Source organism: Pseudomonas sp. A1230 (genome assembly GCF_044218825.1).
Taxonomy (GTDB): domain Bacteria; phylum Pseudomonadota; class Gammaproteobacteria; order Pseudomonadales; family Pseudomonadaceae; genus Aquipseudomonas; species Aquipseudomonas iridis.
In genome coordinates this window covers 1,574,170-1,592,763 of sequence record NZ_CP162582.1, presented here as the reverse complement: position 1 = coordinate 1,592,763, position 18,594 = coordinate 1,574,170, and the positions used below count along the sequence as shown (strand labels likewise).

General features: G+C 57.6%; 21 protein-coding genes and 3 pseudogenes. 17 read left to right on the top strand and 7 right to left on the bottom strand.

Annotated features, from left to right (window positions below; translation table 11 throughout):
• Positions 1 to 41: 41 nt before the first annotated feature.
• From AB4P97_RS07555 to AB4P97_RS07540, 4 genes are read left to right on the top strand one after another with little or no spacing between them, the layout of a single operon-like run.
• The gene (locus AB4P97_RS07555; protein ID WP_395602338.1) at positions 42 to 1,979 is read left to right on the top strand and encodes a TonB-dependent receptor plug domain-containing protein; all 1,938 of its coding nucleotides are present in this window, start codon (positions 42 to 44) and stop codon (positions 1,977 to 1,979) included.
• A complete protein-coding gene (locus AB4P97_RS07550; protein WP_047300818.1) occupies positions 1,979 to 2,338 on the top strand; it encodes a ferredoxin in 360 nt (119 codons plus the stop codon). The genes AB4P97_RS07555 and AB4P97_RS07550 overlap by 1 nt, the downstream gene beginning before the upstream one ends.
• Positions 2,335 to 3,261 carry an ABC transporter substrate-binding protein gene (locus AB4P97_RS07545; RefSeq protein WP_395602337.1) on the top strand — a complete coding sequence of 309 codons (927 nt, stop codon included), beginning with the start codon at positions 2,335 to 2,337 and terminating at the stop codon, positions 3,259 to 3,261. Before AB4P97_RS07550 ends, AB4P97_RS07545 begins: the two co-directional genes overlap by 4 nt.
• Before the next feature lie 48 nt (positions 3,262 to 3,309).
• The gene (locus AB4P97_RS07540; RefSeq protein WP_042558859.1) at positions 3,310 to 3,525 is read left to right on the top strand and encodes a PLDc N-terminal domain-containing protein; all 216 of its coding nucleotides are present in this window, start codon (positions 3,310 to 3,312) and stop codon (positions 3,523 to 3,525) included.
• On the opposite strand, the pseudogene AB4P97_RS07535 reads toward AB4P97_RS07540, so the two are convergent.
• Positions 3,522 to 3,663, bottom strand: a pseudogene (locus AB4P97_RS07535) (DNA methylase); the annotation flags it as partial. The gene AB4P97_RS07540 and the pseudogene AB4P97_RS07535 sit on opposite strands and share 4 nt — an antisense overlap.
• Before the next feature lie 45 nt (positions 3,664 to 3,708).
• On the opposite strand from AB4P97_RS07535, the gene AB4P97_RS07530 reads away from it, so the two are divergent.
• From AB4P97_RS07530 to AB4P97_RS07500, 7 genes are all read left to right on the top strand, one after another.
• Positions 3,709 to 4,086: a low affinity iron permease family protein gene (locus AB4P97_RS07530; RefSeq protein ID WP_115146884.1), complete on the top strand. Its 378-nt coding sequence runs from the start codon at positions 3,709 to 3,711 to the stop codon at positions 4,084 to 4,086.
• A 346-nt stretch (positions 4,087 to 4,432) separates the two neighbouring features.
• Positions 4,433 to 4,999, top strand: a complete 567-nt coding sequence (locus AB4P97_RS07525; protein WP_395602336.1) for an AAA family ATPase — start codon at positions 4,433 to 4,435, stop codon at positions 4,997 to 4,999.
• Positions 4,999 to 5,286 carry a barstar family protein gene (locus tag AB4P97_RS07520; protein ID WP_042562038.1) on the top strand — a complete coding sequence of 96 codons (288 nt, stop codon included), beginning with the start codon at positions 4,999 to 5,001 and terminating at the stop codon, positions 5,284 to 5,286. Before AB4P97_RS07525 ends, AB4P97_RS07520 begins: the two co-directional genes overlap by 1 nt.
• A 42-nt stretch (positions 5,287 to 5,328) precedes the next feature.
• Complete coding sequence (locus AB4P97_RS07515; protein ID WP_042558856.1) at positions 5,329 to 5,760, top strand: VOC family protein; 432 nt, start codon at positions 5,329 to 5,331, stop codon at positions 5,758 to 5,760.
• 67 nt (positions 5,761 to 5,827) lie between these two features.
• The gene (locus AB4P97_RS07510; RefSeq protein ID WP_395602335.1) at positions 5,828 to 6,313 is read left to right on the top strand and encodes a GNAT family N-acetyltransferase; all 486 of its coding nucleotides are present in this window, start codon (positions 5,828 to 5,830) and stop codon (positions 6,311 to 6,313) included.
• Positions 6,310 to 6,738 (top strand): hypothetical protein, encoded by a 429-nt coding sequence (locus AB4P97_RS07505; protein ID WP_395602334.1) that lies wholly within the window; start codon positions 6,310 to 6,312, stop codon positions 6,736 to 6,738. Before AB4P97_RS07510 ends, AB4P97_RS07505 begins: the two co-directional genes overlap by 4 nt.
• Before the next feature lie 274 nt (positions 6,739 to 7,012).
• Positions 7,013 to 7,171, top strand: coding sequence for a DUF2986 domain-containing protein (locus AB4P97_RS07500; protein ID WP_080896012.1), 159 nt, complete (start codon positions 7,013 to 7,015; stop codon positions 7,169 to 7,171).
• An 18-nt stretch (positions 7,172 to 7,189) separates the two neighbouring features.
• Here the strand turns inward: AB4P97_RS07500 and AB4P97_RS07495 are convergent.
• The 5 genes and pseudogenes from AB4P97_RS07495 to AB4P97_RS07475 form a co-directional block, all read right to left on the bottom strand.
• A pseudogene (locus AB4P97_RS07495) lies at positions 7,190 to 7,306 on the bottom strand (zinc-binding dehydrogenase); the annotation flags it as partial.
• Positions 7,307 to 7,354: 48 nt separating this feature from the next.
• Positions 7,355 to 7,516 (bottom strand): annotated as a pseudogene (locus tag AB4P97_RS07490) (TetR/AcrR family transcriptional regulator); the annotation flags it as partial.
• A 165-nt stretch (positions 7,517 to 7,681) separates the two neighbouring features.
• The gene (locus AB4P97_RS07485; RefSeq protein WP_042558853.1) at positions 7,682 to 8,710 is read right to left on the bottom strand and encodes an alpha/beta hydrolase; all 1,029 of its coding nucleotides are present in this window, start codon (positions 8,708 to 8,710) and stop codon (positions 7,682 to 7,684) included.
• Positions 8,711 to 8,735: 25 nt separating this feature from the next.
• Positions 8,736 to 9,185 carry a cyclophilin-like fold protein gene (locus AB4P97_RS07480; protein WP_042558852.1) on the bottom strand — a complete coding sequence of 150 codons (450 nt, stop codon included), beginning with the start codon at positions 9,183 to 9,185 and terminating at the stop codon, positions 8,736 to 8,738.
• A gap of 27 nt (positions 9,186 to 9,212) precedes the next feature.
• Positions 9,213 to 10,400: an MFS transporter gene (locus AB4P97_RS07475; protein ID WP_047300804.1), complete on the bottom strand. Its 1,188-nt coding sequence runs from the start codon at positions 10,398 to 10,400 to the stop codon at positions 9,213 to 9,215.
• A 127-nt stretch (positions 10,401 to 10,527) separates the two neighbouring features.
• On the opposite strand from AB4P97_RS07475, the gene AB4P97_RS07470 reads away from it, so the two are divergent.
• From AB4P97_RS07470 to AB4P97_RS07445, 6 genes are all read left to right on the top strand, one after another.
• Positions 10,528 to 11,421 (top strand): LysR family transcriptional regulator, encoded by an 894-nt coding sequence (locus tag AB4P97_RS07470; protein ID WP_042558850.1) that lies wholly within the window; start codon positions 10,528 to 10,530, stop codon positions 11,419 to 11,421.
• A gap of 404 nt (positions 11,422 to 11,825) precedes the next feature.
• A complete protein-coding gene (locus AB4P97_RS07465; RefSeq protein ID WP_042558849.1) occupies positions 11,826 to 12,188 on the top strand; it encodes a DUF6124 family protein in 363 nt (120 codons plus the stop codon).
• A 218-nt stretch (positions 12,189 to 12,406) separates the two neighbouring features.
• Positions 12,407 to 13,171, top strand: a complete 765-nt coding sequence (locus AB4P97_RS07460) for a hypothetical protein (RefSeq protein WP_042558848.1) — start codon at positions 12,407 to 12,409, stop codon at positions 13,169 to 13,171.
• 258 nt (positions 13,172 to 13,429) lie between these two features.
• Positions 13,430 to 13,888 carry a metallophosphoesterase family protein gene (locus AB4P97_RS07455; protein WP_395602333.1) on the top strand — a complete coding sequence of 153 codons (459 nt, stop codon included), beginning with the start codon at positions 13,430 to 13,432 and terminating at the stop codon, positions 13,886 to 13,888.
• A 72-nt stretch (positions 13,889 to 13,960) separates the two neighbouring features.
• Positions 13,961 to 16,342: a DUF3772 domain-containing protein gene (locus AB4P97_RS07450; RefSeq protein ID WP_395602332.1), complete on the top strand. Its 2,382-nt coding sequence runs from the start codon at positions 13,961 to 13,963 to the stop codon at positions 16,340 to 16,342.
• A 236-nt stretch (positions 16,343 to 16,578) separates the two neighbouring features.
• A complete protein-coding gene (locus AB4P97_RS07445) occupies positions 16,579 to 18,123 on the top strand; it encodes a class I SAM-dependent methyltransferase (RefSeq protein ID WP_395602331.1) in 1,545 nt (514 codons plus the stop codon).
• Positions 18,124 to 18,241: 118 nt separating this feature from the next.
• Here the strand turns inward: AB4P97_RS07445 and AB4P97_RS07440 are convergent, their stop codons facing one another.
• On the bottom strand, positions 18,242 to 18,529 hold the full coding sequence (locus AB4P97_RS07440) for a hypothetical protein (RefSeq protein ID WP_042558844.1): 288 nt from the start codon (positions 18,527 to 18,529) through the stop codon (positions 18,242 to 18,244).
• Between the last annotated feature and the right edge of the window lie 65 nt (positions 18,530 to 18,594).

Sequence of the window (18,594 nt, the reverse complement as noted above, 5' to 3'; positions counted from 1 at the left end):
CTCCTGCATGCTCTTCTGCGAAGATCCTTTTCGAGAAGACAATGATTCGACCTTTCAACTCCTCTGCTCCATCCCTGCTATTCGGTTGCCTGTTCAGTCCGCTGCTGCTGGCCGACGAAGCGCCTCTGGAACTCAATCAGCAAATCATTTGCGCACCGTCGGTGGAGTCCACGACCGTCGCCGACATGGCGTATTACGGCAGCAAAGTGGACATCGTCAGCCGCGAACAGATCGAGCGCGCCGGCCCCGGAGCGGATGTCAGCCGCGTCATGCAGATGTTCATTCCCGGCCTCTATGTCGCCCCGAAAAACGGCCCGTTCGACTACGGCACTTATTCCCTGCTGGGCGGGCGCAACGACGATACGCTGATCCTGCTCGACGGCGTGCGCTTGAACAACCGCTTGTACGGCGGCTTGTACCTGGACACCTTGCCGGCGAACGCCATCGAACGCATCGAAGTGCTCAAGGGTGGGCAGAGTCTGTTGTTCGGCACGCAAGCGGTGTCGGGGGTGATCAACATCGTCACTCGCTCGCCACAGCGTCGAAAGGCCTCGGGCGAGGTGAACATGGGCCTCGATACCTTCGGCGGCACCACTGGCGATGCCCGGGTCGAGAATATCTTCAGCAACGGTTTCGGCGATCTGGGCTTGCTGGCGTATGTCAGCCACAACGTCTCCGACGGTTACCAGCCGTTTCGCAACCGCGACATGAAAAACGTCACCGAGAAAAAACGCGCCTATGAAGTCACCACGTTCGGTGGCAAGGCGATTCAGTCGTTCGGCGACGACTCGCGGCTGGAACTGTTCTACCAATACGCCGACGCCAACCTCGATTTCGCCCGTCCGGTCGGCAACCACAAAACCACCAACGACCGCGTGCAACAGATCGCCACAGCGACCTTCGAGCAAAACCTCAATGAGCGTCTGAGCTACTTCGTCAAAGGCCATGTCAACGATTGGGACACGCGCTACACACGCATCAATAACGTCGAGGGCGGCGCCACCAGAGTCATCAACCGCAACGACTACTGGGGCTTCACCGATTGGGGCATACAGACCGAAGGCAAGGCTGAATCGTCCGACGGTCATGTGCTGGTGTTTGGCACCGACAACCAGTGGTTCAAGGGCCAGGACGATGTCCTGATCATCGACAACGACAAGGCCGAAGCCCACGCGATTTACACCCAGTTGCGTCCGCGAATCGACGCCCTGCCCGACTGGCACCCGAGCATCGGCGTTCGCCACGAAGCCATGGGTGGCGGCGACAGCGCCACGGTCGGCATGCTCACTTCGCTCTACGATCTCAACGACAACTGGGCCGTGCGCGGTCAGTACGGCAGCGCCTACAAACTGCCGAACGCCGAACAATTGTTCGTCAACGAACCGGGCGACGAGATCGGCAACCGCAACCTCAAACCGGAAAAAAGTCGCAACGCCGAACTGGGCCTCGACTACAAGGGGCTGCTGCTTGATCGCGCGTTCAGCGCCAGCGTCACCGTGTTCAAACGCAAAATCGACGACCTGATCACCCTCGACGATAGTCGCTGGGTCAACGGCGAGGGCCAGGTGCGCATGCGCGGTTTCGAGGCCGACGCGAAACTGGCGCTCAACGCGCAGTGGAGCCTGCAAGCGGACATGACCCGCAACCTCACCGAATCGCGCAGCGGCGTGACCATCAATGACATCCCGAGTTTCTTCGCCCGTTCGCGCATAGGCTTCGAGTCGGAAAACCTTCTTTGGGGTGCCGGCGGTGCGATCCGCTATATCCGCGATGTAACCAGCTCGAAACAGGTCGAGTACGGTCACTATTCAGTGATCGATGCCGACGCTTATCGCTACCTCGACAATGCCCGTCAACACCGCGTCAGCCTGCTGGTAGAGAACCTGTTCGACCGCGATTACGTCACCAGCCGTGCCAGCAACGTCGACAACCTCGGACGGCCGTTCACCTCAGAAGTACGCTACACGTACCGTTTCTGATGGCTGAATTCAAAACGGTCGACGGCGTCGACACGCACCCGGACTGGTCGCACGTTCCCGAACATGCGCGCCACGTGTTCCTCTGCACCGGCCCGCGCTGCACCCAGCGCGGCGCCTTGCAGTTATGGAAAACCCTGCGCCGGCACCTGCTGGCGCACGACCGCATCGAAACCCCGGGCGGCGTGTTACTGACACGCACGCATTGTCAGTTCCCGTGCAATCTGGGGCCGATTCTGACGGTGTATCCCGAGACCTGCTGGTATGGCGTACACAGCGACGCCGACGTGCAACGGCTGGTCGAGGTGCACCTGGTCGGTGGTGAGGTGGTCGAGGATTTGCTGATCAAGGAGCGCTCATGAGAACACTTGGGTTATGCCTGACGGCCCTGCTTTGCACGGCACCGGCACTCGCTGACGATTATCGAAACTGCGGCGAAACCTGGAGCGCTGCACAATTGCCGCCATCGCGCATCGTCGCACTCAATCAACACGCGGCTGATCTGCTGATCGCCCTGGATGCAGGGCCGAGTCTGGTTGGCGTCGCCTATCTGGACGACACCCATGCTGGGGATCGAAAGACCGAGTACGCAGGCGTTCCGGTGATCGCGCCGCGCTACCCATCCAGCGAAGTGCTGTACGCGCAGAAACCGGATCTGGTGGTCGGCGGCTTTGCCACGGCGTTCGGCGACGGCGTCACTTCACGCTCGGGTCTGGCGCGCAACGCCGTCGCTTCCTATTTACTGGAGTCGGCCTGTGCGGGGCATTCGCTGGATTATTTCGGGCATGTGCGCAATGACCTGCTGACCCTCGGTGCGCTGCTGCACAAACAGTCAAAAGCGCAGCAACTGAGCGCCGCCATGGATGCCGATCTGGCCCGCGCCCGCGCACTGATCGGCAGCGAAAAGCCGCTGTCGGTGTTCTATCTGGACAGCGAGGTCAACGGTCTGGATTCAGAGGGCGGACGCGGTTTCGTGACCACCCTGCTCGCTGCTGCCGGGGGGCGCAATCTATTCGCCGACATCAACCAGTATCGCGTGACGATAGATCGCGAGACCCTGCTGATCAGCGATCCCGACGTCATCTTGCTGGCCGATGCCGAGTGGTCGCCGGCCTGGCGCAAACGTCAGCTGCTGGAGAATGATCCGGTGTTATCGCGCTTGCGCGCCGTGCGTGAGCATCGCCTGATCGACATCCCCTTCACTCACCTGCTGCCGACGGTGGGCAGCGGCCGTGTCGCACTTCATCTGGCGCAGCAACTCAAGGCGCTGCAGAAAAATAAATGAACCCGCCGAACCTCAAGCCACCTAAGAAAGACCATCAGGAGGTAGCCAATGCATATCGAAACCGTGTGGATCGTACTGGCGGCAGTTCTTCTATTGATAGAACTGTGGGCCATCAATCGGGTGCGCAAGAGTGAGGGGAAATCGAACAACAAGGGAGTCTGGATCGTGTTGATCGTGTTTGTGCCGTTGTTCGGGCTGATCGCCTGGGCAATCGCGGGTCCTAAACACATCAGCCCGAGCACGGCCGCGCGTCCTGGCCGTTAACCAAAAAGTACCGGCCCTGCTTCACGCCTGAAAATCTCGACGGTCTTGGGACCGATCCCGTCAAATTGCGCCAGGCGTTTCTCGAACGCCTGGCACGTCGGCACTGGCTGCCACTATACGGCAGACCTTCCCCGCAAAATGGCCGAGGCCTACGCCTTACCTTTCTCAAGAGCTTGCACAAATATGAAATTCGCGTCTTTCTGCCAAGCCCTGTCCAATTGGGCCGGCAGCTCCAAAACCTTTATCGCCGCCATTGTTCTGATCATCATCTGGGCGCTCACCGGCCCGTTCTTTCATTACAACGACACCTGGCAACTGATCATCAACACCTCGACCACGATCATCACGTTTCTGATGGTGTTCCTGATTCAAAACACGCAAAACCGCGACAACGATATCTTGCACCTGAAGATCGACGAACTGATTCGCGCCACCAAGGACGCGCAAAACGCCACGTTGGGGCTGGACAAAATGGGCACACGTGAACTGCGAAAATTGCGCAAGCACTACAGATCGCTCGGTGAAGCCGATGAGATTGATGTCGAGTCGACTGCACAGTAAACACAAGCGGTGATCTGCAATGCTTGCCCGACGCTGTTCATGTAGGGTGCACCAAGGCTTTTTTCCCCATTCCTCGCAGGCCATCGATCCAGCGTGGTCAAGGGTCGCGTCACGAGTTGGCACAGCTAATGCGAGCCTGGGCCAAGCCAAACTCGATGAACCCGGCGCGCAAATGGAACCCATGAGGGCCAGCTACAGGAAAGACATCGCGGCCGGCAGTATGGCTGCGTAATGCTCTGAAGCTGTTCCGGGCCCGGCATTTTACCGGGCTTTTTTTTGCGGTCGATGGCCTGCCCCAGGTCTTGGTGGCTTAGAATTGCCGACTTTTGCCGCAAGGGATTTGCATATGCAACGCATCGTCATTCTGGGCAACTCCGGCAGTGGAAAGTCCACCTTGGCCCGGAAAATCGGCCAGCGTCTGGACGTGCCCGTTGTTCACCTTGATCCGCTGTTCTGGGAACCCGGCTGGATCGAACCGGATGACGAGGCTTTCCGTGAGCGGGTACGACAAGCCATCGCCGGTGATGCCTGGGTATGCGAGGGCAATTATTCCCGACGCTCCTTCGATCTGCGCCTGCCCCGTGCAGACCTGATTATCTGGCTCGAAACACCGCGCCTGACCTGCTTGCGACGGGTCATCACGCGCAGCGCAATGAACCGGCCACGCCCGGATCTTCCGGCAGGATGCACCGAACGAATGGATAAAGCCTTTCTGGTCCTTCTTAAATATGTCTGGCACTTTGGCCGAGTCAATCGCCCAGCCAGCGAGGCCAGGCGAATGGCGATAGCACCGCAGATTCCGGTTGTTCACCTGAGCGGGACGCGGCAGATTTCGGTGTTTGTGGCGGGCCTGAACAAATCAGCACCTGGCCACAGGATCGACAGCGATATCGTTACTGGTGAGGCTGAATGATGTCGCGACTTGAGCTTGTGAGTATTGATCTAAGTGAAGTGCAAAGTAGCCAGGCACTCCATGGCATGTTGAAAGAAGCCCTCGGATTCCCCGACTGGTACGGCTGCAACTGGGATGCTTTTTGGGACGCCATCACAGGGCTCGTCGAAATGCCCATGCATTTGAACATTTGCGGGTGGGATACTTTTTCCAGCCGCCTGCCCAGAGAGGCGGCACTGCTGAAAAAATGTCTGGCAAACATGGCGAGCGAGTATCCAGAATCAGCGCCCGCTGTGGCATTCGACTGAAGATTCAATTCATGGGCTACAGCTCGAAAAGGAAGTCATCTCATGTTTGAACGCAACAAACTGGTTCCCGAGCTCATGGTTACCCACCTGGATAACAGCTTGGCTTTCTGGGTGTCATGCCTTGGTTTCAGCATTGCTTATCAGCGTGCGGAAGATGGCTTCGCTTATCTGGATCTGAACGGCGCTCAAGTCATGCTGGAGCAGATTGATCCGAACGCTCGTCAATGGCTGACCGCTGCGCTGAGCAAGCCATTTGGCAGAGGCATCAACCTGCAGATTGATGTCGAGGCTGTGGGGCCCGTCATCCGCAAACTTGGCGAAGCAGGCTTTGCACTTTATCGGGAATGCCGGGACACCTGGTATCGGGCTGATACGGTAGAAGTGGGTCAACGCGAATTCATCGTTCAGGATCCGGATGGTTATCTGGTAAGGCTGGTAGAGCGCCTGGGTGAACGGCGAATCAGTTCAGCCTGAAATCTCATCATTACTCCGTCTCGCGCACTCCTGCGCGCCCTTCAAAACTCAAGGAACGAGACTCACCATGGACGACACCATCACCTACCGCCTCGCAACCGCTGAAGACGCACTGACCATGTGCGAGTTGGGTCAGTTGCTCAACGCCGTACACCACGCTGCCCGTCCCGATATTTATGCTGCCGCCACCGAAGACTTCTCCCGCGACCTGCCGCACTGGTCGGGCATTTTCGAGAAGGCGGATCAGATAGCTTTTCTCGCGAACGTCGGCGATCAGGCCGCCGCATTCATTACGGCCAGCCTGTCGGCCAGTTCGCCACCGCTGATGCAGCCGCAAAAGGTTGTGCGCATCGGCTCGGTGTGTGTCGCCGAGCGGTTTTCCGGCAAAGGCATTGGTCGGGCGCTGATGCAACTCGTCAGGGATTGGGCGATTGAACATGACGCACAGGATTTGCGCCTGACAGTCTGGCCGTTCAATGAACGTGCGGCGCGCATGTATGCGGAGTTCGGTTTCGAGAAGCGCGCAGTCGAAATGGGCATGCGTCTGGTATGAGCAGGCAACGCCGACTCTTGATGATCGTCCTCGGTTTAGTGGTGTTTTACATTGGACTGTGGGCGGCGTCTCAGTGGTGGGAAAAAGCGTTGGCCACCCCTTACGGCGACGCTGACATCAGCCCCGATGGCTGCGTCCGGGTCCAGGCGTTCAGGCCTTATTGGTTGCTGCCAAACTCCTTTCATCCTCAGTTCCATCCTGACGACCCGCAAGATCTGTCCTGGTTCATCCGTTGGGAGAGCCCGGCGTTTTTCCGCTTATACGATAATCGTGACGGGCAATTGCTCGGTGAGAGCGAGATCTACGACCTGACGGCGCATGGCGCGCCAGTGTCCTGGGGCTCCAGAGGCCACCCTACCGTAATGGTCGGTCTGATCCAGATTGGTGATCTCCCGCCCGACTGCGCGCGTAACCGGCCGTATTGATCGACGCTCAAATGCAGATGCCAAAACGCGTCTACCCTCACTTGATTCCGGGCGCGGGGCATTCGTCCATGGAAGAAACGCCGGCCCGATGATCAAGGCTGTTCGGGACTTTATTGTGAGGTAAGGAATTGATGTTGCCTGCACCCCGGCCATGCGTCAGGATGCCTGCCCTTTCGGGCCAGAGACAGCGACACTTGCTTATGCGACTCTCTGGTCAATGCGCTCGAGAAGCCCTTCGATCGCCGATATCCAACAGACAAACCGAGTCGTCAACATGAACCGTCAGAAAAAACTGAAGCAGTTGTTCAGGGAAAAAGCCAAAAAGGCCAGCGCGAAACTGGCCCCGAAAAAGGAAAAGTACATCAGCAAGGCTGACCGCCTGAAGATGGCTGAGGAAACTGCCGCCGAGCCAGTCGTTTCTACCGATAGCTGAGGTATAGCCCCAACGGCCTCAATCGATCTTGATCACCACCTTGCCGAACGCCCCTTTCGCGAGATGCTCGTGCGCTTGGCGGGCTTGCTCGAACGGATACACCTGATCGATAACCGGGCGGATCTTGTGTTCGTTTGATCGCGGCAATCGGCAGCGTTGCCGCTTCTTCGTCGCTCATGTTGGCGGGCGCGCCGACGGCGCTGTCGGGTATTTTTCGCCCAGCGTCTGCAACGTACGCTCGATGCCTTCAGCGAAGGCCGACTTCAAATCGCCCGACTGACGCGCCGTATCACCGCATAACGCCGCCAGGGTGCAAGCCGTGGAGCGCCCATCGCGATGATCCCTGGGTTTTGCACACGATCTGCGCGATTTCGACGTGGTATTGAACAGCCTCGCAGATCAAAAGGCAAAGTCACCATTCAATAGGCGTACTGAAAAGAATGTCACTCGAACTCTCGCGAAAGCCTCAAGATTTTGAGGCTTTCGCGGCAGGCAATCCCTGCGTGTTGGTTACTTCAGATTGTTCTCAAAGAAGGCAGCCAACTTGTCGAAAGGAATTAGATTGACACGATCATAGAGGTCAACATGCCCGGCACCCGGGATGATAACCAGCTCCTTGGGTTGTCCGGCGAGCTTGTAGGCCTCCTCGCTGAACTCCCTTGAGTGCGCATCAGCGCCGGCAATGAACAACATCGGGCGCGGAGAAATCGTCTCGATATCATTGAACGGGTAGAAGTTCATGAACTTGATGTTGCTCGTCAGAGTCGGGTGCGTCGTCAACTCTTTAGAGGAACTGGACGGTGTGTACTCGCCGCGGGGTGTGCGGTAGAAGTCATAGAACTCGCGTTGAATGGGATGAGTGTTTTCATCCAGTTGATGTACCGTGCCGCTGGTGTAAGCGGTTTTACCGCCAGCGAACTCGACATCACGCTGCTGTGCCGCTTGCGCAATGATCGCCTTGCGTTGCTCAAGCGTTTGCGAGTGCTTCAAACCATTGCGATTGGCTGCGCCCATGTCATACATGCTGACCGTTGCGATAGCTTTCATACGCGGGTCGATCTTGGCCGCGCTGATGACGAAACTGCCGCTGCCACAGATGCCGATTGCGCCAATGCGCTCCTTGTTGACGAATGGCTGTGCACCGAGAAAGTCCACCGCCGCACTGAAGTCTTCGGCATAGATATCCGGCGAAACAGCATTGCGCGTACGCCCCTCGCTTTCACCCCAGAACGACAGATCCAGTGACAGAGTCACGAAGCCCTTCTCGGCCATTTTCGTGGCATAGAGGTTAGCGCTCTGCTCCTTGACCGCGCCCATCGGGTGGCCGATAACAATCGCCGGGGTCTTCGATTTTGCGTCGAGGTTTTTCGGGATGAACAGATTCCCCGCCACATTCATTTGATATTGGTTTTTGAAAGTAACCTTCTGCACCGTCACTTTTTCGCTGGTGTAAAAATTATCTGCGCCGTTGGACATATCGGCTCCTGTTGCTGAGAGTGAACTGACAAGAAGCGTTAATAGAACAATGAGCTTTTTCATTGGAATCCCTGTTGATTCGGATTGATCAGTCTTTAGAGAACATCACGCGCACATCCCCTCGCCCTAGCGTCTGAGCCAAGTCAGCGATGTCATCCACACGCCCGACCCGGGTGTAGGCGTACGTTGAGTTAAACGTTGAATAAAAAACCACCAGCGTATCCGCGCCATACAACATCAAGTCACCGCTGTGGATTGTTCCTGGTTTGCTCGCGTTGGCAGGTAAAGTTTCTGGAAGGCTGGCGTGCTTCTCATTGCCGTTGAGATCACTCATCTCGATTGTTAACGGCAGTAGCCTGGCAAACGCGCCAGCGGCGGCGTTGTCGGCCAAAGTGATGGCGAAGCGTTGTTCCCCAACTGTCATCCACATGCGAGATCTCTCCGGTTTTAAAGACGCCGACGCGGCATCACCTACAGCGACGTAACCGCCCAGCACGAGCATTGCAGACAGCAATCCAAGCCAGCGAAGTGCTCTCATTGCCCATCTCCCGTAAAGTTGTATGTCTCAAGCGGATTGCGATATTGGGGAGCGTGATGTCAGCAACGTCACGAATGCGGCAAGCAGCAGCACGCCTGCGCTAAACACGAAAGTGCTCTGATAGCCGCCATGATCGAAAAGCAGCCCGCCGATGTTTGAGCCCAGGGCGATGGCCAGTTGAATCACCGCCACCATCAAACCTCCCCCGGCCTCGGCATTGTTGGGTAAGGCCTGCGCGATCCAGCTCCACCATCCGACTGGCGCCGCGGTGGCCAACAACCCCCAAAAGCCAAGTAGTGCGGCAACGACTACGACCGAGGCGCCAAACGGAATCAGTGCCAAAGCAATCAACGCCATCAGCACCGGTATGGCTATCAATGTCCGGAAGAGGCCGCGTTTTAAAAACCGCCCAATGATCAGAGTGCCGATAAAGCCTGCTACTCCGATCACCAACAGGATCAGCGACAGTGTGGATACATCGACACGCGTCACCGTTTCGAGGAAAGGTCGCAGGTAGGTAAACAGGGCGAACTGCCCCATGAAAAAGGCGCCGCACCCGGCCATGCCGATTGCGACAGATCGATTCTTCAACAGCTTCAAGGCATTGCCCGTTCCCGACGTGCGCGGCGCTACCTTCATGGTCGGCAGGCTGATCCACAGCCAGATGAAGGCAATCGTCGCTACCGGCACCAGACAAAAAAACGCGCCGCGCCAACCGATGATCGAGCCCAGATAGCTGCCCAGCGGTGCGGCGATCACGGTAGCCAACGCATTGCCGCCATTGAAGATGGCCAAGGCTTGGGGCACCTGCGAGGCGGGTACCAGTCGCATCGCGGTCGCAGCGGACATCGACCAAAAACCACCAATGACCACACCGATCAAGGCACGACCGACCATGTAAGTCAGATAGTCAGGGGCCAGTGCGACGATCGCGCCGGAAGCGGCCATCAACGCTGCCAATGCCATCAGCAAAATCTTGCGGTTGAGGGTCCCGGCCATCCAGGAGAGGGTCAGGCTGCTTAAAACGGCAAATGCTCCGGAGATCGCAATGCCCTGCCCGACCATCCCTTGCGTCACCTGAAGATCATCGGCCATCGGCGTCAGCAGACTGACCGGCATGAACTCCGATGCGATCAGCGCAAAGACACAAAGCGTCATTGCAAAGACGCCGCTCCAATGAGCAGGCGCATTCTGGGGAGCGGAGACAGCGACCATTGGGGCCTCATTAGCATTCATATTCATGCCGACAATGGTGACGAGTGAACGCGAGCGCGACTAGCTAATGAATACTTAACAAGGTTATAAGCTCAGCTAATCAATCGACTGTGACGGCGTTTACAAAATGGTCAGAAGAAATCTCAACGATCTGCTGTCGTTCGTAACGGTGGCGCGCGAAGGCAGTTTTACGCGCGCGGCAGGCGTACTGGGCGTCACGCAGTCTGCCCTGAGTCAGGCCGTCAGCGGTCTGGAAGCACGTCTGCAAATCAGGTTGTTGACGCGAACCACACGCAGCGTTTCGCCGACCGCTGCCGGCGAAAGGCTGTTGCAGGCGATCGGCCACCGCTTCGATGAAATCGAAACGGAACTGGATATCCTGACGGACCTGCGCGACAAGCCGGCCGGCACGGTACGCATCACCTGCGGTGATCACGTTTTGCGGACAACACTCCTTCCAAAACTCACCGCATTGCTACACGAATACCCCGATATCAATGTCGAATTCGACGTCAATTACGGGTTCAGAGACATCGTGGCGGATCGTTTTGATGCGGGTGTGCGTCTTGGGGATACCATCGACAAAGACATGGTCGCCGTTCCGATAGGGCCGCCCTTACGCATGGCCGTCGTAGCCTCGCCAGCGTACTTCACCGCGCACGAGCGCCCGAAAAATCCACGAGATCTGATGAACCACAACTGCATCAATCAGCGTATGCAGACATCAGGCGGGCTCTATGTGTGGGATTTCGAGCGGCGCGGTAAACAAGTGAACGTGCGCGTAGACGGCCAGCTCATTTTCAACACGTCCACCCACATCGTCTATGCCGCTTTGGCCGGGCTAGGCATTGCCTACCTCCCCGAAGAGGAGTTTGAACCGCATCTTCAGGAAGGCCGGCTCGTGCGGGTTCTGGAAGACTGGTGCTTACCATTTTCTGGATATTACTTGTACTACCCCAACCGTCGGCAACCTTCGCCGGCATTTACATTGGTTGCGAATGCGCTGCGCGAAGGGGTTTAGTGGGGGGCAGGCTTGTTGTCTTAACCTGGATCAGGAGGTCGCGTTTAACAGCAATTGCACCATTGTTTAAAAGACACTCAACGTTACGCCATCAAGGCTACAACACCTTGCGCCGTTGCCTACGACTGCGCCAGAATCCGCCGGCTTGTGCGCCTGGAGGGCCAGCGGTAACTTGGTCCGCGTCACTGATTCCCAGTGATCGGGTTTAGTAGCCCGTGGTAAATGAAAGTGCACGAGCGTCCCTCAGACAGGTATTTACGTACCTGCATTTGACGGTGGCTGTGCGTAGGGCGCCCCCGGGCGCGCCGGCTTTCTTCTTTTCCCCGGTCTACTAACCTGCGTACAGCTGCCACCCCCTGTTTAGTAGCTCGGAGTGGCCGCCACATAACAGGAAAAAGAAGAACATGTGCAAAATAACGCCTAACCCGCCAGAAACAGATCCTGCCTCCCCCTACGAGTCAAACGATTCCAAGAAATTCCACCACGCCGCTGAACGCGCACTCGACCATTACCTCAAGCCTGCGACGGCGATCATGGCTGCGCCGTATAAACCCAGCACGATGTTTTTGATTAACCCAGAGACTGACTCTGAATCCCTATTGGCCAATGCCTGCGAATCATTAGCCTCGGCGAGTGTCATGCTGGGTGATGTTGCCGGGCTTGTAGATGGGCCGATTCGCAAGACTTTGCTCGGCATTGCACAGGTGGTAATGCTTGGGGAGTTGGCGGTGAATCGGGCTTTGGATAAGGTTGAGATAGCCGGATAGCCGCTGATAATCAGTGGTGACCGACACACTTGTCGCCACTGATTCGATCTGCTTATTCATTGTTTTACGGCCGGAAGCTTTCGGCCAAAATCGGACAGTGATAGAAAATAAATCTGTCGCCTTTCGATCGTCTTTTTTGGCCGTGGGCTGTGAGCAGTGGCAATTGCGGGCAACGTTGTACCGCTCGGTTATCACGACTTTAAAAATAAGGATGGGTCATGAAACTCAAGGAATGGGCTCAACTCGAGGCCCTTTATAAATTCAGTCGTAAACAACCCAATAAACACATATTCAAGCTCCACAATGCTCGCAAGTTGTGGCCAATGTGGTCAGCTGTAGGGTCAACCGCATTGCTTTTTGTGTTCGCAATGTTCGGCATCAAGAACCCTACGCTAATTCCTTACACCTACATGGCACTGGCTCCTTGGGCTCTTCTGCTCTATGTCACGCGCCTTAAGGCATTGCGCATGGTTTACCCGCAGCAGTTTGCAGATCACGCGATTGACCAGCAGCCGAGCCTGGAACGGGAAAACACCCTTTGTTATGCCTTCTTTCTGGAGGGATTGCGCAAGGAGGGCTACACGGTAGAGAAACTACGCGAGTTGTCAGCTTATGCGGGCCTGACCGGAAAACCCGCCAGGCCTGCTTTATCCCAGAACCTGAGTTTCGCCTCTCTGATCGCCCTGATGATCGCGTTGTGCACGGAAATTATTAAAGCCACGCCTTTGTTCACATGGGGCAAGGGCTCGGTGATCGTGGTGCTGGGTATGGGCGCACTGTTCTTGAACTGGCTGGTACTGGACGGTATTCGCAGCGTTTCCTATGAGCGGATGTGCATAAAACGCTATGTCGAAATGGCCGTTTTCGACTTGGGTGAACTTCTTGAGAAGACCGCCGAGGTACCTGTGGAGCAGCAGATACCGGTGGTGTTGAGCATCGCAGAACGAGACAGTAGCGTCAGCCCTGTCGCTGATTTGTCCTAGCTTTTTGGCTACGAGGTAGATGCAGCCCTTTCAAGGTATTTAGGTAGAACAGGCAATAAGTAACCTGTGGCGAGCGGGCTTGTCCCGCGTTGGGTTGCGAAGCAGCCCCAAAACCAGCAGTCGAAGAGTGCCTGACTCACCGCATTCTTTCTTTTGGGGTCGCTTCGCAACCCAACGAAAAGGGGACAGATTTATTTACGGCTCCTCAGTCCGCTTCTGGCCGAAACCACCCACCCATTCCCTGCTAATCTCCCCCCCATGAAAACCGCCATCATCTCCGACACCCACGGCCTCCTCCGTCCCGAAGCCCTGACCGCCATCCAAGGCTGCGACCTCATCCTCCACGCTGGCGACATCGGCAGTCCCGAAATCCTCGATCATCTATCCCAAATAGCCCCCGTCCAGGCCGTGCGCGGCAACAACGACCTCGACCTGCCATGGGCTGCCAACATCCCCGACCACCTCAGCCTCGATCTCAACGGCTGGCCAACCCTGTTGATTCACGACATCGCCGACGTCCCTGCCCACCTCGCCCCCCATACCCGGCTCATCATTACCGGCCATTCCCACAAGCCTTTAGTCGAATGGCGCGACAACCGCCTCTACCTGAACCCCGGCAGCGCCGGTCGCCGTCGTTTCAAACTCCCCGTGACGCTGGCCATGCTCAAGGTGCGTGCAGACGCACTGGAACCGCAGCTGATCCACCTACTGCCCTGAAACTTTTCCGCTCCATCCGGCTCGATCACCTAACCTCATAGACTGTGTGTTCCTTTCGAGCCCGTCCTACCCATGCGTAACACGATGAAGTCGTTGTTTCTGGTCGCTTTCATGCTGCTCGTTCCCGGCAGTTTTTCGCTGTGGGCTGCGGATCTGCCGGCGCCTTCCGCGACGGCTGAGGCGCCGTTGCCGGCGATTAATCAAATTGATCTGCAAGCGCTGCAACAACGTCTCGATGCGCTCAAGCAGCAGATCTCGTCGGCGAACAATTTCAATCAGCTCGAAGGGCCGCAGGATCGGGTTCAGGCTTTTATGCTGGATGTTGATCGGCTAACGACGTCGTTGTTGCCGCAGCAGGCACAGTTGGCGGTGCAGTTGGGGGTGTTGGGCGAGGCACCGGATGTCGAGGCGGCGGCGGAGCAGGCAGATATCGTCGCGCAGCGGGCGGCGCTGACGGAGCAGAAAAACAAAGTCGATGGCACGCTGAAGAGTCTGGCGGCACTGAAACAGAGTGCGGCGGATTTGATCACGCAGATCGCCGGTATCCGCCGCACGTTGCTTGAGAGCGAATTGACGCTGCGCACCCTGAGTGTGCTGAATCCGGATTTCTGGGCGCCGCTGGTCAATCCTTCGGGGAGTGATACCCAGCGTTTCAATTATTTCTCCGACCAGATCCGCAAAACCTGGGCGACGGTATGGGCGCCGGGTGAGTACTTTTTCACTCTGGTGCTGATGCTGATCGCATGGCTGGTGTGGACGCTCGGACGGCGGCTGGCCGAGCGAGGGCTGACGTGGGTGTGTATTCACCGCATGCCGGAGGGGCGCTTGCGGCGCAGTGCGCTGGCGTTTGCATCCGCGCTGGCGACCATCGTCACTACCGCCCTCGCCTTGCATTTGCTGTTCTATGCCCTGACTCGGCAAGCGCCGTTGACGCCAATGCTGACAACGTTCTCCGAAGAGTTCGAGAAAGTCGTCTATGCCTGCGTGCTGATCACAGGTTTGAGCCGCGCGCTGTTGGCGACGGAGCATCCGTCGTGGCGTTTGCCAGCGATTGCCGATGAAGTGGCGCTAGCCCTCAAGCCTTATCCGCGCATCTTGTCCTGCACATTGCTGGTGTTGGTGACACTGGTGCAGGTCAGCAATGCGACGGCAATGAGCAGCAAGATTGTGCTGGCCGGCCGTGGCGTGGTCGCCATGGTGGTCATGGCGATCATCGTGACGATGCTGTTGCGTGTTGGCAAAGTGCGCAAGGCGTTGGCTGCGACTCATGACCCGCAGACGAGCAGCACCTTCGCCGGAGTGATTTTCACCGTCGCCAGCATTTCAATGGTTGTTTCGACGGTCGCGCTGCTGACCGGTTACGTGTCGCTGGCACGCTTCGTCACGTATGAACTGGTGTGGGCGTACATCGTGCTTGCAGGGTTCTACCTGTTGATTCAGGTGGTCAAGGACGGTTGCGAGTTCGCGTTTTCGCCCAGGTATTCAAGCGGCAAGGCGCTTGAGCATCTGTTCGGGATTGGTGATCGACGGCTGGATCAGATCGCCATCCTGATATCCGGCATCAGCCGCGCCGTGCTGTTGCTGTGCGCGGTGATCACGCTGTTTGTCGGCGGCATCGGCACCACGCTCGGGCAGTTGACAAGCAACATCCTGGCGATCCTCGGCGGCGCCGGGTTACGCAAGCTGAACATTGTCCCCGCTCATCTGCTCAACGCGGTGTTGGCGCTGCTGATCGGCATCTGGTTGATCCGCGCCCTGCGCCGTTGGCTGGACAACGAGTTCCTGCCCAAGACCGACATGGACCCGGGCATGTGCGCGTCGCTGAGCACGCTGTTTTCCAATATCGGTTACGCGTTGGTGATCTTGCTGACACTGTCGTCGCTCGGCGTGCAGTGGACCAACCTGGCGTGGATCGTCAGTGCACTGTCGGTGGGCATCGGTTTCGGTTTGCAGGAGATTGTGAAGAACTTCGTCTCAGGCCTGATTCTGCTCACCGAGCGCCCGGTGAAGGTCGGCGATCTGATCAGCATCAGCGGCGTCGAGGGCGACATCCGCCGGATCAATGTGCGCGCCACGGAAATCCAGCTCAGCGACCGCTCGATCGTGATCGTGCCCAACTCGCAACTGATCTCGCAGAACCTGCGCAACGTCACCCTCGGCGGCAGTGCCCAGGGCGTGGCGTCGCTGGAGTTGATGTTCCCGCTGGATATCGATCCCGAGGAGGTCAAAGAGCTTCTCCTCAGCACCTACGGCGAGAACGAAAACATCCTCGACAAGCCGGCGCCGTTTGTGCGTTTCAGCCATTTGTCGCCGGACGGGATTACGTTGACGGTGACGGGGTATGTCGGCAGCCCGAGGATTGTCGGGGTGACCAAGAGTGATTTGCTGTTCGAGGTGCTCAAGCGGTTGGGCGCGGCAGGGATTGCTTTGGCGAAGCCGGCGTCGAGTGCTTGATCACAGATTCCCGGATGTTTAAAGAATCTGCGCCAGACGCCGATCACTGTAGGAGTGAGCCTGCTCGCGGTGAGGCCATTTAGCGGCTGGGGCCTGCTCCGCAGTCCATCGGGGGATGAATCCTCGCCACAACGCGGACACGAATAGAAATACTCACGCGCATTTTGACCTTGTGGCAGGTAATCACCACCCCTTATAAAACCAGCCTTTCAGTCACGAAATATTAGGACACGAACATGAGCGACACCTGGAACGAAGGGTATTTCACCGACGAAGGCTACACCTACAGCTATAGCCGGGAAATCAATCCTGTCTTCCAGCGTTATTGCTTGTTGCTGCGCGGCTTTGCCAGCCTGGAATCGAGCGAAAGCTATCATTGCGAACTGGGCTTCGGCCAAGGCGTATCGATCAATATCCATGCCGCCGCCAACCCCGGTTCCTATGTGGGTACAGACTTCACACCGTCCCAGGCCGCCTTTGCCAGTACGCTCGCCAGCGACTGGAACAGCGATGCCCGGCTGTATGACGACAGCTTCGCGCAACTGCTGGCCCGCAATGACTTGCCGCAATTCGACAGCATCAGCCTGCATGGTATCTGGACCTGGGTCAGTCGCGACAACCAGCAACTGATCGTCGAGTTTGCCCGTCGCCATCTGAAACCGGGTGGAATGCTGTACGTCAGCTACAACTGCTTCCCCGGCTGGTCGCCCGCAGCGCCACTGCGCAACCTGTTCAGCCTGCATGATCGCTTCACCAAATCGGCGTCTGCCGGCCCGGATCAGCGTATTGACGCTGCTCTGCAATTCTCTGAAGCGCTGTTGGCCGCTAATCCCAACTACGCCAGCTCAGTGCCGAACCTGGATGCCAAACTTCAGAGCATCAAGGGGCAGAATCGTCAGTACATCGCCCATGAATACTTCAATCGCAGCTGGGATTGCATGTATTTCACTGACGTGGTCGACGCCATGGCTCCCGCCAAACTCGACTACGTCACCACCGCTGTGCCGCTGGACTCGGTCGACCCGCTCAACCTCAGGCCCGAGGGCATGGATTTCCTGGAAGGGATCGAGCATCCGATCATGCGCGAACAAGCGCGTGACTATTTCGTCAATCAAAGTTTCCGACGTGACCTCTACGTGCGCGGCGCCACCCGGCTGTCGACCGCAGAGCAGCGCCAGGCATTGTTCAATACCCGTTTCATCCTGCTGCAAGCGCCAGAGAGCGTACCTGTCCACGTTCGCGGGCCTGCGGGTGAAGCCTCGCTGCAGACGGAGATTTACGGCCCGGTACTTGAAGCGCTGACCGCCAACAACTATGCACCGAAAACCCTGCGCCAGTTGTCAGCCGCCGCGTCCTCGCTGGCATCTGACGATGTGCTGCAGGCGCTCAACGTGCTGATCGGCATGAATGCCGTGGCACCGTGCCAGAGCGAAGCTGCTGAGAAAGGCGTGCAGGCGCGTTGCAACGACCTGAATCTGGAACTGTGCAAACGCTCTCTGCTGAACGACAAGATCCAGGTGTTGGCCAGCCCGGTGACGGGTGGCGGCATCACCGTCAGTCGTTTCGAACAGCTGTTCCTGATAGCGATCAAGCATGGCCAGGAACACCCCGCCGAATGGGCACAACTGGCGTGGGCCATCCTCGGCGAACAAGGCGAAGTCCTCGTTAGGGACGGCCAGCCGCTGGCGAGCGCCGAAGAGAACATCGCTGAGCTGACGCTGAGTGCCCAGGTATTTGCCAGTAACAAACTGGTGATTCTCAGAGCGTTGAACATCGTCTGACAGGCACACGCGCGCAAAAGTATCGCGCATGAAAAAACCGGCTGAAGAGGCCGGTTTTTTTTTCACTACAGGCTCGGTTTCATTCGCGGCAACCGCATTAGCTTCTTCGCAGCTCAAATCATTTGCACTTGGCCAACACCACCTGACAAGTATTCGGCGTGCCGCCTGAGCGACCGGCATAACGAATACAGTTGTTCATGGATTTCTGCCGCGCCATGTTCAGGCTGGAGCCCCAGGCCAGACCGCCCTCGCCGACCGTCGGCAACGCCTTGGCGTAGCAACTGTCGCCTACGCCGGAGGGCGGATAGTGTTTGCGGTTCGAGCAGCCGGCGCTCAGCGTCAGGCTGAAAACGATGAGCGCAGGCAAGAGCCACTGCGAGCATCGGTGCCAAGGTGTTCCGATCATCGCGTTGCTCCTGTCGCATGAGGTTTGTGACTCATTCAGTTTAGCTGCACTGAACACGCACCACT